The 12694-nt window shown below is 61.0% G+C and carries 11 protein-coding genes; 5 read left to right on the top strand and 6 right to left on the bottom strand.

Translation table 11 applies throughout. From position 1 onward, the window contains the following. Positions 1-9: 9 nt before the first annotated feature. Entirely contained in the window at positions 10-1173 is a 1164-nt protein-coding gene (locus ABWL43_RS15895; protein ID WP_242198258.1) for an acyl-CoA dehydrogenase family protein, read from the bottom strand. A 27-nt stretch (positions 1174-1200) separates the two neighbouring features. Next, a complete protein-coding gene (locus ABWL43_RS15900) occupies positions 1201-2019 on the bottom strand; it encodes a MaoC family dehydratase N-terminal domain-containing protein (RefSeq protein WP_404483070.1) in 819 nt (272 codons plus the stop codon). Positions 2020-2272: 253 nt separating this feature from the next. Between ABWL43_RS15900 and ABWL43_RS15905 the strand changes: the two genes are divergently transcribed. Then, positions 2273-3163 carry a LysR family transcriptional regulator gene (locus ABWL43_RS15905; protein ID WP_145161196.1) on the top strand — a complete coding sequence of 297 codons (891 nt, stop codon included), beginning with the start codon at positions 2273-2275 and terminating at the stop codon, positions 3161-3163. Between the two features lie 32 nt (positions 3164-3195). Next, entirely contained in the window at positions 3196-3684 is a 489-nt protein-coding gene (locus ABWL43_RS15910) for a GFA family protein (RefSeq protein WP_404483071.1), read from the top strand. A gap of 419 nt (positions 3685-4103) precedes the next feature. Here ABWL43_RS15910 and ABWL43_RS15915 read toward each other — a convergent pair whose 3' ends face one another. After that, positions 4104-5381, bottom strand: a complete 1278-nt coding sequence (locus ABWL43_RS15915) for an ATP-binding protein (protein ID WP_404483072.1) — start codon at positions 5379-5381, stop codon at positions 4104-4106. Further along, positions 5382-6089, bottom strand: a complete 708-nt coding sequence (locus ABWL43_RS15920) for a winged helix-turn-helix domain-containing protein (protein ID WP_262211017.1) — start codon at positions 6087-6089, stop codon at positions 5382-5384. A gap of 157 nt (positions 6090-6246) precedes the next feature. Here ABWL43_RS15920 and ABWL43_RS15925 point away from each other — a divergent pair, with 157 nt between their 5' ends. Then, positions 6247-7446, top strand: coding sequence for an MFS transporter (locus ABWL43_RS15925; protein ID WP_404483073.1), 1200 nt, complete (start codon positions 6247-6249; stop codon positions 7444-7446). Here the strand turns inward: ABWL43_RS15925 and ABWL43_RS15930 are convergent. Next, positions 7402-8004, bottom strand: coding sequence for a tRNA-(ms[2]io[6]A)-hydroxylase (locus ABWL43_RS15930; protein ID WP_145166050.1), 603 nt, complete (start codon positions 8002-8004; stop codon positions 7402-7404). The genes ABWL43_RS15925 and ABWL43_RS15930 overlap by 45 nt on opposite strands. Positions 8005-8160: 156 nt before the next feature. Between ABWL43_RS15930 and ABWL43_RS15935 the strand changes: the two genes are divergently transcribed. Further along, on the top strand, positions 8161-9024 hold the full coding sequence (locus ABWL43_RS15935; RefSeq protein ID WP_404483074.1) for a universal stress protein: 864 nt from the start codon (positions 8161-8163) through the stop codon (positions 9022-9024). Between the two features lie 122 nt (positions 9025-9146). Here ABWL43_RS15935 and ABWL43_RS15940 read toward each other — a convergent pair whose 3' ends face one another. Continuing rightward, positions 9147-9617, bottom strand: coding sequence for a DUF1289 domain-containing protein (locus ABWL43_RS15940; protein WP_106580469.1), 471 nt, complete (start codon positions 9615-9617; stop codon positions 9147-9149). A gap of 396 nt (positions 9618-10013) precedes the next feature. Between ABWL43_RS15940 and acnB the strand changes: the two genes are divergently transcribed. Further along, positions 10014-12623, top strand: coding sequence for a bifunctional aconitate hydratase 2/2-methylisocitrate dehydratase (acnB, locus tag ABWL43_RS15945; protein ID WP_106580470.1), 2610 nt, complete (start codon positions 10014-10016; stop codon positions 12621-12623). Positions 12624-12694: the final 71 nt, after the last annotated feature.

Below are 12694 nucleotides of genomic sequence, written 5' to 3' on the forward strand. Positions count from 1 at the left end.
GTCAGGCCCTCAGAAGCTGCGTGGCAGTTCGAGCAAATGCTCGGCCACGTAGGACAGGATCAGGTTGGTGGAGATCGGCGCCACCTGGTACAGGCGGGTTTCGCGGAATTTGCGCTCCACGTCGTACTCGCAGGCAAACCCGAAACCGCCGTGGGTTTGCAGGCAGGCGTTGGCCGCTTCCCAGGACGCCTTGGCTGCCAGGTACTTGGCCATGTTGGCGCTGGCCCCGGCATTCTGGCCGCTGTCGTACTCCGCGCACGCACGCCAACGCATCAGGTCCGCAGCCTCAATCTCGATGTGCGCTTCGGCAATCGGGAACTGCACGCCCTGGTTCTGCCCGATAGGCCGGCCAAATACCACGCGGTCGCGGGCATAAGCGCTGGCCTTTTCGATAAACCAGCGGCCGTCGCCGATGCATTCGGCGGCAATCAGCGTGCGCTCGGCATTCAGGCCGTCGAGGATGTATTTGAAGCCCTTGCCCTCCTCGCCGATCAGGCTGCCCTTGGGCAGCTCCAGGTTGTCGAAGAACAGCTCGTTGGTTTCGTGGTTGACCATGTTGGCGATGGGCTGCACGGTCAGGCCGTTGCCGATGGCTTCGCGCAGGTCCACCAGGAAGATCGACATGCCCTCGGACTTTTTCTTCACCTCGGCCAGTGGCGTGGTGCGCGCCAGCAGGATCATCAGGTCGGAATGCTGCACGCGCGAGATCCAGACTTTCTGGCCGTTGATCACGTATTTGTCGCCGCGCTGAATCGCGGTGGTCTTGATCTTGGTGGTGTCGGTGCCGGTGGTGGGCTCGGTGACCCCCATCGATTGCAGGCGCAGTTCGCCGCTGGCGAGCTTGGGCAGGTAGAAGCTTTTCTGCGCGTCGCTGCCATGGCGCAGCAAGGTGAACATGTTGTACATCTGGCCGTGAACCGTGCCGGAATTGCCGCCGCAGCGGTTCACTTCTTCAAGAATCACCGAGGCTTCAGCCAGTCCCAGGCCGGAGCCGCCGTATTCTTCCGGGATCATCGCCGACAGCCAGCCGGCGTCGGTCAGCGCTTTGACGAAGGCTTCGGGGAAGCCTTTTTGTTCGTCGATCCTGCGCCAGTAAGCGGCATCGAATTCGGCGCACAGGGCGCGCACGCCTTCGCGGATGGCATTGAGTTCTTCGTTGTCATTGGGGTTCATTAACGGCTCTCCGCCTGTTGTTCTGGTTTATTCGAAATGCAGTTCGGCTGTTTGCGCCACGCCCTCGGCATTGCCGGCCCACAACTGCGCCACGCCGGGTGCCGACACGCGTCCGCTCAGTGCAAACGGCTGCGGCGCGATCAACGGTCGCACACCGCGATAGGCCAACCGGCGCAGGGTGGCTTGCGGATGGGCGCGGCAAAACGCGCGCAGGCTCAAGGTGGCGATCAACGGCCCATGCACCACCAGGCCCGAATAGCCTTCGGTGCCGGTGACGTAGGGGTAGTCGTAATGGATGCGGTGGCCGTTGAAGGTCACGGCGCTGTAGCGAAACAGCAGGGTTGGCGTGGGGTCGACCGTCTCCTGCCATTCACCCTGGGCCAGTGCCTCGCCGCTGCCCTGCTTGGGTGGCGTGGGTTCGCGGTAGACAATGTCCTGTTCTTCGCGAATCGCCAGGCGACCGCCTTGGGAATAGTCATGGCGCACGGTGACAAACAGCAGCGAGCCCGTGCGGCCGGTCTTTTCTTCGACCTGGGTGATGGTCGATTCGCGGGTGGCCGCCTCACCGGCGCGCAAGGCGTGCAGGAACTCGATGCGCCCACCGGCCCACATGCGATTGCGGTTGTCCGCCGGCGGCAGGAAGCCGCCACGCGCCGGGTGGCCGTCGGTGCCCAGGGCCGATTCGGGCAGCGGGTCTTGAAAAAAACACCACTGCCACAACGGTGGAACGGCCTCGCCATCCTGGGGCACCGCTTCGCCGAAGGTTGCGGCAATACGCTTGAGCAGGTTATGGCTCAGGTGGTCGTGGGCGGTTTCACTTCGGCCGATCCAATCGGTGGCGCTCATCGGGTACACATCCTCTGGCAGTGGTGGTCTGCCCCGGATCATGCAAGCGCCTGCCCGTTCTGAGAATTTGCATTTCAATAAACCAGCGTTCGGTTATGCTGAACGCCGCTTGTCACACCTCCAATCCACTGTGGGAGCTGGCTTGCCTGCGATGGCGTTGCGTCAGGTTGCACATGCATCGCCTGATCCACCGCCATCGCAGGCAAGCCAGCTCCCACAATTGATCTTCACCGTTGCCGAATAGGTGTTTTGCATGCACTTCGATCTCGCCGACCTGCGCCTGTTTATCCATATCGCCGAATCCCCCAGCCTGACCCAAGGCGCGAAACGCGCGTTTCTCTCGCCCGCCGCCGCCAGTGCGCGGATCAAGGCGCTGGAAGGCCAACTCGACACGCGCCTGCTGTACCGCGACAGCCGGGGCGTGGAGATCACCCCGGCGGGCGAACGCTTGCTGCACCATGCGCGGCTGATCATGCGCCAGGTGGATTACCTCAAGAGCGAGTTCACCCAATACGGCGTGGATTCGGCCGGGCATATCCGCATCTTCGCCAACACCACGGCGGTCACCGAGTTTTTGCCGGAGGTGCTGGCGGGCTTTCTGTCCCAGCGCCCCGGCGTGACCGTCGACCTGCAAGAGCGCCTGTCGCGCGATATCGTGCGCGGTGTGCTCGATGGCACCAGCGACATGGGCATCATCGCCGGGCCGGTTGAAGCGGCAGGTTTGCAGGTGCTGCATTTCAGCACCGATGAACTGGTGCTGATGGTGCCCGTGGGTCATCCGTTGGCTGACCAGCCTTCAGTGACGCTGGAACAAACCCTTGCCTACCAACATATCGGCCTGCACGAAGGCAGCACGTTGTTAACCTTTTTGCGCGAGCACGTGGAACGGCTCGGCAAGCATTTGTCACTGCGTATCCAGGTGTCGAGCTTCGAGGCGATCTGCCGGATGGTCGAGGCTGGCGTGGGCATCGGCATCATTCCCGAGTCTGCCGCCGTGCGGCACAGCCGGACCATGCAGTTGGTGGCGGTCAAACTGGATGAACCCTGGGCCATTCGCGAGCGCAGTATTCTGGTGCGCGAACTGGAAGCACTGCCGGGCACCATTCGGGCGCTGATTGCTACCCTGATGCCGCAAAGCGCCTAAGCTGAACAGTCACCTTGCCAGAGGAGACTGCCATGCAACTCGAAGGATCCTGCCATTGCGGCGCCGTAACGTTCAGTCTGACCAGCCAGCACCCGTACCCCTACCAGCGCTGCTACTGCTCGATCTGCCGCAAAACCCAAGGCGGCGGCGGTTATGCGATCAACCTTGCCGGCGATACGCAAAGCCTGAAGGTCCAGGGGCGCAAACAGATTTCGATCTACCACGCCAGGCTCAAGCCCGAGGGCGCCAGCCGTGCACATGCGAGCACCGCCGAACGGCATTTCTGCTCGCAATGCGGCAGCGCACTGTGGCTGTTCAGCCCGCAGTGGCCGGAGCTGATTCATCCGTTCGCCTCAGCCATCGACACGCCGTTGCCGGTGCCGCCGGAACACACGCACTTGATGCTCGGTTCCAGGGCGCCCTGGGTTGAAGTCAGCGTGCGCAAAGGCGACCTGCAGTTCGACGAATACCCCGAAGAATCCATCGCCCAATGGCATGAACGCCTCGGGTTGAGCCGTTAACAGTCTTTGACCGTTTCCCGACAAAGCGCCCAAAGATTGTTGGCCCGCGCAGCCCTAGCATTCGAAGTGCATCAGGTAGATGGTCAAAGGTGGGAGCTGGCTTGCCTGCGATGGCATCGACTCGGTTTCACTGGTACACCGAGTTGCCTGCATCGCAGGCAAGCCAGCTCCCACACAAAAGCAAAGCCGTGCGGTGCTGGCAGCTGCACTCGGTCAACTTGTGGGAGCGGGCTTGCTCGCGAAAGCGGTATGTCAGTGACACATGAGCTGACTGAACCACCGCCTTCGCGAGCAAGCCCGCTCCCACAGTTGGATCTCTGTGCATCAGGTAGATGGGTGTGCTGCTCGTTTGTACTCGGTCAAATGTGGGAGCTGGCAAGGCCTTTCCCACATGGGCATTGCTGAATCCACGCCAAGCCTTACTCGGCATACGCCCAGGTCATTCGAAACGACGCTCCGCCCCACTCCGAATCCAGCACTTCCACTTGGCCGCCATGCCACTGGCTGACCCGTTTTACCAAGGCCAGGCCCAGGCCGAAGCCGCCTGTGCGGCGGTCGCGGCTGGCGTCGAGGCGCAGGAACGGTTCGAAGATCTTTGCCCGCCCTTCCATCGGCACACCCGGGCCGTCGTCATTGACGCGCACTTCGTAACCGCTGCCAAAACTGATCAACGACACTTCGACACGGCGCTCGGCGTAGCGAATGGCGTTGCGCAGCAGATTGATCACGGCGCGCGCCATAAAGCGCGGTTCGATTTGGATAAAGTCGACCTCACAAGTACGCAGCGACAGCTGCACACCCGCCGCTTCAGCCTCCAGGGCTACGCTGCCGATCACGCTGTCGAGCCAACTGTGGGCCTCGATGTTTTCACGGGTAACCTGGGTGGCGCCGCGCTCCAGGCTGGCGTAGGTCAACAGTTCGGAAACCATTTCCTCCAGTTCGCCCAGGTCGGCGTACATGTCGGCGATCAGTTCACGGCTCTGGCGCGGGTCGGCCTGCTGTCTGAGTTGATCAAGCTCGAACGACAAGCGCGCAATCGGCGTGCGCAGCTCGTGGGAAACGGCGTTGGTCAGTTCGCGCTGGTTGGCGATCAGGCTTTCGATGCGCTCGGCCATCTGGTTGAAGTGCCCGGCCAGCTCACGCACGGTGGAACGGCGCGGCAGCAGGATGCGCGACGCCAGGTCGTTGTCGCCAAAGCGTTGCGCGGCCAGCCGGATATGCTCCAGGTCGCGCCAGTGCGGGCGAACCCAGAAATACAGGACGATGGCCAGGCACAAGCCGAGAAAACCATAGGCCCACAGGTACAGCCACTTGGGCTCTTCCGGCAGTTTGATTTCCAGCAGTTGCGGCCCGCCGTCGATATTGGTCAGGAACTCCATGAAATCCCCGCGCACCACCAGCAAGCCGTCGGCCAACAGCTGCTGTTCGCGCTCGGTCAGCGCCTGGGTGTAGCTCTGCACCAGCTTGAGGCGCAAACCATAATGAGGCTGCAGTTGGGCCAGGCGCGCCTGCCGGGCCTCGCCTTGCAAGGGCCGCAACTGCTCCACCAAGCCATAGGCCGGACCGCGCAGCGCCTCGCGGTTATAGGTTTCGTTGGCCTCGGGCAGTAACTCGTCGAAGGTGTAGTTGACCAGCCAGATCGCGCCCGCCAACCCCAGCGCCAGGATCACATACAGGCGCAGAAACAGCCGCAGCATCTAAACCTCCCACGCAAATGGATTGAACAGATAGCCCTTGCCCCAGATGGTCTTGATGCACACCGGCTCACGCGGGTTGTCATTGAGTTTGCTGCGCAGTTTGCTGATGTACACGTCGACGCTGCGGTTCAGGCCATCGAAGGCAATGCCGCGCATGCGGTTGAGAATGTCGTCGCGCGAGAGGATCTTGCCCGCGCTGCTGGCCAGCAGCCAGAGCAGTTCGAATTCCATGGTGGTGAGGTCGATCTTCTCACCGGCCAGGCTGACCACCCGGCAACTGCGGTCAATCGCCAGCCGGCCAAACTCCAGCGAGCCGCGCACGGTGGGTTCGGGCACCTGGCGACGTTGCAGCGCACGCAATCGCGCCAGCAGCACCGGAGGTTTTATGGGTTTGATGACGTAGTCGTCGGCACCGGACTCAAGGCCGAGGATATGGTCCAGGTCGTCTTCCTTGGCGGTCAGGATCACGATGGGCGTGTCGGACAGGTTACGAATCCCGCGACACACGTGCAGGCCGCTCTGGCCGGGCAGCATCAGGTCGAGCACGACGATTTTCGGCTTGAAGTCGAGAAACGCCGCCAGGGCTTCGTCACCGCGGTGCACCACCCGCACCTCGAAACCGTGTTGCGACAGGAAGTGCGCGATCAGCCCTGCCAGCTTTTCATCGTCCTCAACGAGCAAGACCTTGCCCAGACCCAGGTTTTCCATAAATTCTCAGTGTGGCTGCGCGGATTGAAGTGCGGGCATTATAGGTGGCAAGCTGCTCAACAGAAGCCGCTGGCCATCAGTGGCCGACCAAGCTTCATGCTTTTAAGAGTTTTTAACAAATAGCCTGCAATCTTTAACGCCATTCACAGGGAGTTGTATGCGCAAGGATTACCTGGCGTTCTTTGTTTCGCTGTTTCTGTCGCGGCTGGCGGACCAGATTCTGTTGTTTATCGTGCCACTGATCGTGTTCCAGACCACCCAGAGTGTGTCCTGGGCCGGCCTGGCGTTTTTTTTCGAGTCGCTGCCGCGTTACCTGGCCTTCCCGGTGTGTGGCGCGGTGTGCGACAAAATTTCACCCGTGCGCATCCTGCATATCAGCCAGGTTTACCGGGCGCTGGCCTGCGTGGTGGCCGTGGCCTTGTACGGCGTGTTCGACGGCATTTACTGGATCGTCATGCTCTCGGCGCTGTGCGGCGTGCTGACCACCCAGGGCATCATGGCGCGTGAAGTGTTGATGCCGCATATTTTCAAGCAGTACACCTACGCCAAGACCCTTTCCTATTCACAAATCGCCGACCAGAGTGGCCTGGTGCTCGGCCCGCTGCTGGCGGCGCTGATGCTAGAAGTGTGGGCCTGGCATTGGGTGGTGCTGGGGGTTGCCGGGCTGTTTGTGCTGGCGGACCTGGCCATGCTGCTGTGGCAGCGCACCAGCGCGGTGAGCCTGCCAACCTTCGAGCAGCACCGGGACATCTGGCTGCAACCGCTGCGCATTGCCTTCGGGCATATCCGCACGCTCGCCGAATTGAAGCGGATCATCACCCTGGCGGTGGGCGTGAACCTGATTATTGGTGTGACGCTGGCCACGTCGGCGGCGATGGTCACCGGCCACTATGGCGCCGGCAAGGATACGTACGCCCTGCTGCAAGCCGCGGGCGCGGTGGTGACCATCGGGATTCTGTTTTACTTGGCGCGCGCAACCTTGCCGTTGAAAGTGCTGGGCGGCCTGTCGTATTCGATGATCGGCGTGGGTGCGCTGATCACGGCCATCAGCCCCAGCGTGTGGGCCTACACCTTCGGATTCCTGCTGATCACCGGCTTCGACAAGATGTTTAACCTGTACCTGCGCAGCACCCGTCAGCGCGTGATTCCGGTACAGGATTTTGGCAAAACCGTGGGCGTGATCACGCTGCTCAATAACCTGTCGCAGCCGTTGGCGGGTTTGTTGATTGGCGTGCTGGCGGCGCCGCTGGGCATACAAACGGTGATCCTGCTGCTGACCGGGATCACCGCACTGCTGGGCGTGGCCGTCGCCTCAGGCTGGCACGCCACTATGAAAGCGGAACTCGATGTCGGGTGATTCGATCAGCGCCTGCTCGGTCGCCCTGACCCGCTCGATCACTTGGGCGATGTCTTTGGCGTCGCCGTACTGGTAGGCCAGTTTCAAATAACCCTGGAAGTGCCGCGCCTCGCTTTTGAGCAAACCGAAATAGAACTTGCCGAGTTCTTCGTCCAAATGCGGCACCAGTGCTTCGAAACGCTCGCAACTGCGCGCTTCAATGAAGGCGCCGACCACCAGGGTGTCCACCAGTTTGACCGGTTCATGGCTGCGCACCACTTTGCGCAAACCCGAGGCATAACGGCCGGCGTGCAGTTGGCGCAGCTCGACTTTGCGCTTTTTGATCAGGCGCATGACTTGCTCGTGGTGCACCAGCTCTTCGCGCGCCAAGCGCGACATCATATTGATCAGGTCAACATGCGCGTGGTACTTGGCAATCAGGCTCAGGGCGGTGCTGGCGGCTTTGAATTCGCAGTTCTTGTGGTCGATCAGCAGGGTTGCCTGATCGGCCAAGGCAGCCTGGACCCAGGCGTCGGGGGTGCGGCAGCCGAGGAATTCGTGGATTTCGGGCAGGTTCATCGGGCTCACGGGCAAATAGATCACAAAAGGGCGCCGATTATACCGACCCCGCCGCAGACCACCAGCCACTGGCTTTGATGTGCATCAACATGACGTCTGGCGGGCAGCAACTATAGTTGTGCAAGGCCCCTTTTTTGCGTCTCTGGAGATCCGTCCATGCAAGCTATCCGCAGCATCCTGGTGGTCATCGAGCCCGAGCACTCGGAAAGCCTGGCGCTCAAGCGCGCCAAGCTGATCGCCGGGGTCACCGGCGCGCACCTGCATTTGCTGGTCTGCGACAAGAAACACGAGCATTCGGCGCTGCTGAGCCTGCTCAAGTCCGGCCTGCATGAAGACGGCTACAGCGTGACCACCGAGCAGGCGTGGAATGAGAGCCTGCATGAAACCATCATTGATGTGCAGCAAGCCGAGGGCTGTGGGTTGGTGATCAAGCAGCATTTCGCCGACAGCCCCCTGAAAAAGGCCTTGTTGACGCCGGCCGACTGGAAGCTGCTGCGTTATTGCCCAACGCCTGTGCTGCTGGTGAAAACCTCGACGCCGTGGGCCGACAAGGTGGTGCTGGCGGCAATCGATGTGGGCAACCACGACAGTGAACATCAGGCGCTGCACAACACCATCATTGATCACGGCTTCGAAATTGCGAGCCTGGCCAAGGCGCAATTGCACGTGATCAGCGCCCATCCCTCGCCCATGCTGTCGGCCAGTGACCCGACGTTTCAGCTCAAGGAAACCATCGAGGCGCGCTATCGCGAGCAGTGCAAGGCGTTCCAGGCCGAGTTCGATATCGACGACACCCATCTGCACATCGAAGAAGGCCCGGCGGATGTGCTGATTCCCCATGCGGCGCATAAGTGGCAGGCGGCGGTGACGATTATCGGCACCGTGGCGCGCACGGGGATTTCCGGGGCGCTTATTGGCAATACGGCGGAAGTGGTGCTGGATGCGGTGGAAAGCGATGTGCTGGTGCTCAAGCCGCAGGAACTGATGGATCATTTGGAAGAACTGGCGACCAGGGCCTGACCCACTGAAAATCCCTTGTGCGAGCGGGCTTGCTCGCGAAAGCGGCGGATCAGTCAATTAATTGATTGGCTGACACGCCCTCTTCGCGAGCAAGCCCGCTCCCACATTTTCGCTGTGTGGTGTCAGCCAGCAAATGCATCGTTGAGGAAGCCCGGGGCGATATAGCGCTGGTAGTGCGCCTCCGAGAGGATAAAAAACTCCCGATCAATCGCATCGCGCAGCTCCGGCAACGCCCAGTCGCGAAACTCTGGCAGCAGCACCATGCCATAGGCTTCCAGGTTGGAAATCACCCGCGCGCCACGGGCGATCAATTGGTAGGCCCAGCAGTACTCGGACTGGTGCGGCACAAAGCGAATCTTGCGCTGCTCCAACTGCCCGCGCAGCCTCTTGGGGTCGAACACTTCGAGTTTACCGGCCATCACCTGCACCAGCAGTTGCTCGAGCCGCAGCCAGACCGCGCGTTTTTCTTCCTCGTTATAGCCATTCCACAGGATCACTTCGTGGTGGAAGCGCTTGCAGCCACGGCACACGAGGTCGCCGTAAACCGTGGAGCACAGGCCGACGCAGGGGGTCTTGATGGTTTGGTTGGGCATAGGCAACGACACACAAATCCGCGAAACAATGCCGCATGTTAGCCCTTTGTCTAAGGTTGATCACCCAGCAAACTTGGTTAGGCAACTTACCTTTAGATTTTTTTTGCCGTAGAATCATCCGGCCTTGTAAGGCGCCAATAATCCGCTGGAAGCTGTTTTCAAAGCGTCACGAGCACAGTCGTTCCTTCAGAACGGTGTTGGCGATGGTTATTACCCGGTAGGTAAATGCCAGCGCCAACCCTCATCAGCTCCGTTCTGCAGGCGTAAAACTTTGAAAGCAGCTTCTGTGAGGAATGCCGGCAGCGCTGGCTTTGCGGCCCAAAAAGCCCCCGAGCGCATGCGTGCCGTTCATTTCTGGATGAGCGTCCCGTGGGACCACTGATGAGGGTAATAACTGTGCTTGAAGCCTACCGCAAACATATCGAAGAGCGTGCAGCACTGGGTATCGTTCCCCAGCCGCTTAACGCCGAACAAACCGCAGGCCTGGTCGAGCTGCTGAAAAATCCCCCGGCTGGCGAAGAAGAATTCCTCGTTGACCTGATCACCAACCGCATTCCACCAGGCGTTGACGAAGCTGCCTACGTCAAGGCCGGTTTCCTGTCTGCCCTGGCCAAGGGCGAAGCCACTTCTCCCCTGATCGACAAAAAACGCGCTGTTGAACTGCTTGGCACCATGCAAGGCGGCTACAACATCGTGACGTTGGTCGAGCTGCTGGACGACGCCGAGTTGGCGCCTGTCGCTGCCGCCCAACTCAAGCACACCCTGCTGATGTTCGATGCGTTCCACGACGTGGCTGAAAAAGCCAAGAACGGCAACGAGCACGCCAAAGCCGTGCTGCAATCCTGGGCTGACGGCGAGTGGTTCAAGAACCGCCCTACCCTGGCCGACAAGATCAGCCTGCGCGTGTTCAAGGTCACCGGCGAAACCAACACCGACGACCTGTCCCCTGCCCCGGACGCCTGGTCCCGCCCTGACATCCCGCTGCACGCCCTGGCCATGCTGAAAATGGCTCGCGAAGGCATCGTGCCGGACGAGCAAGGCAAGACCGGCCCGATGAAGCAGATCGAAGAGATGCGTGGCCAAGGCTTCCCGATCGCCTACGTCGGTGACGTGGTCGGTACCGGTTCGTCGCGTAAATCGGCGACCAACTCCGTACTGTGGTTCTTCGGCGACGACGTTCCTTACGTGCCAAACAAGCGCGCTGGCGGCTTCTGCTTCGGCAGCAAGATCGCTCCCATCTTCTACAACACCATGGAAGATGCCGGCGCACTGCCAATCGAATTCGACGTCACCAACATGAACATGGGCGACGTGATCGACCTGTACCCGCATGCTGGCAAAGTCTGCAAACACGGCACCGATGAAGTCCTGACCACCTTCGAAATGAAGACGCCGGTGCTGTTGGACGAAGTCCGTGCCGGCGGCCGTATCCCGCTGATCATCGGCCGTGGCCTGACCGAGAAGGCACGCGCCGAACTCGGCCTGCCGCCTTCGACCCTGTTCAAGCTGCCGGAAGCGCCGGCTGAAAGCGACAAGGGCTTCACCCTGGCGCAAAAAATGGTCGGTCGCGCCTGCGGTCTGGCAGAAGGCAAAGGCGTTCGTCCTGGCACCTACTGCGAACCGAAGATGACCACCGTGGGTTCCCAGGACACCACCGGTCCCATGACCCGTGACGAACTCAAAGACCTGGCGTGCCTGGGCTTCTCGACCGATCTGGTGATGCAATCGTTCTGCCACACCGCGGCTTACCCCAAGCCGATCGACGTGACCACCCACCACACCCTGCCTGACTTCATCATGACCCGTGGCGGTGTATCGCTGCGTCCAGGCGACGGCATCATCCACAGCTGGCTGAACCGCATGCTGCTGCCGGACACTGTCGGCACCGGTGGCGACTCCCACACCCGTTTCCCGATGGGCATCTCGTTCCCGGCCGGTTCCGGTCTGGTCGCGTTCGCCGCAGCCACTGGCGTCATGCCGCTGGACATGCCGGAATCGATCCTGGTGCGCTTCAAAGGCAAAATGCAACCGGGCATCACCCTGCGTGACCTGGTTCACGCCATTCCTTACTACGCGATCCAGGCTGGCCTGTTGACCGTAGAGAAGAAAGGCAAGAAGAACGCCTTCTCCGGTCGCATCCTGGAGATCGAAGGCCTGAACGACCTGACGCTGGAACAGGCTTTCGAGCTGTCCGACGCCTCGGCCGAACGTTCGGCTGCCGGTTGCACCATCAAGCTGTCGAAAGACTCGGTCACCGAGTACCTGAACTCCAACATCACCCTGCTGCGCTGGATGATCGGCGAAGGCTACGGCGATGCACGTACCCTGGAACGTCGCGCCCAAGCGATGGAAGCCTGGGTTGCCAACCCTGAGCTGATGGAAGCCGATGCCGACGCGGAATACGCCGAAATCATCGAAATCGACCTGGCTGAAATCAACGAGCCGATCCTCTGCGCACCCAACGACCCGGACGATGCCCGTCTGTTGTCCAGCGTTGCCGGCGAGAAGATCGACGAAGTGTTCATCGGTTCGTGCATGACCAACATCGGTCACTTCCGCGCTGCCGGTAAGTTGCTGGAACAGGTCAAGGGTCAGCTGCCAACCCGTCTGTGGCTGTCGCCGCCGACCAAGATGGACGCTCACCAACTGACCGAAGAAGGCTACTACGGCATCTACGGCAAGGCTGGCGCGCGCATGGAAATGCCGGGCTGCTCGCTGTGCATGGGTAACCAGGCACGCGTAGAACCGAACTCGACCGTTGTGTCGACCTCGACCCGTAACTTCCCGAACCGTCTGGGTGATGGTGCCAACGTCTACCTGGCCTCGGCTGAGCTGGCGGCAGTGGCCTCCACGCTGGGTCGCCTGCCGACCGTCGAAGAGTACATGGGCTACGCGGCCAAACTGGACACCATGGCCAGTGACGTTTACCGCTACCTGAACTTCGACCAGATCGCCGAGTTCCGCAAAATCGCAGCAAGCGCCAACATCCCGGTGATTCAAGCCTAAGGTGTGTTGACATAAAGGACGCCGCGTATCGCAAGGTACGCGGCGTTTTTTTATGCCTGGAATACAACCTC

The organism is Pseudomonas sp. HT11 (assembly GCF_044875395.1).
Taxonomy (GTDB): Bacteria; Pseudomonadota; Gammaproteobacteria; order Pseudomonadales; family Pseudomonadaceae; genus Aquipseudomonas.

What these genes read in the sequence shown, in the direction of transcription:
- ABWL43_RS15915 (WP_404483072.1), bottom strand. Translation starts at nt 5,381, where the DNA reads ATGCTGCGGCTGTTTCTGCGCCTGTATGTGATCCTGGCGCTGGGGTTG.
- ABWL43_RS15930 (WP_145166050.1), bottom strand. Translation starts at nt 8,004, where the DNA reads ATGAACCTGCCCGAAATCCACGAATTCCTCGGCTGCCGCACCCCCGAC.
- ABWL43_RS15935 (WP_404483074.1), top strand. Translation starts at nt 8,161, where the DNA reads ATGCAAGCTATCCGCAGCATCCTGGTGGTCATCGAGCCCGAGCACTCG.
- ABWL43_RS15920 (WP_262211017.1), bottom strand. Translation starts at nt 6,089, where the DNA reads ATGGAAAACCTGGGTCTGGGCAAGGTCTTGCTCGTTGAGGACGATGAA.
- ABWL43_RS15940 (WP_106580469.1), bottom strand. Translation starts at nt 9,617, where the DNA reads ATGCCCAACCAAACCATCAAGACCCCCTGCGTCGGCCTGTGCTCCACG.
- ABWL43_RS15910 (WP_404483071.1), top strand. Translation starts at nt 3,196, where the DNA reads ATGCAACTCGAAGGATCCTGCCATTGCGGCGCCGTAACGTTCAGTCTG.
- ABWL43_RS15900 (WP_404483070.1), bottom strand. Translation starts at nt 2,019, where the DNA reads ATGAGCGCCACCGATTGGATCGGCCGAAGTGAAACCGCCCACGACCAC.
- ABWL43_RS15895 (WP_242198258.1), bottom strand. Translation starts at nt 1,173, where the DNA reads ATGAACCCCAATGACAACGAAGAACTCAATGCCATCCGCGAAGGCGTG.
- ABWL43_RS15905 (WP_145161196.1), top strand. Translation starts at nt 2,273, where the DNA reads ATGCACTTCGATCTCGCCGACCTGCGCCTGTTTATCCATATCGCCGAA.
- ABWL43_RS15925 (WP_404483073.1), top strand. Translation starts at nt 6,247, where the DNA reads ATGCGCAAGGATTACCTGGCGTTCTTTGTTTCGCTGTTTCTGTCGCGG.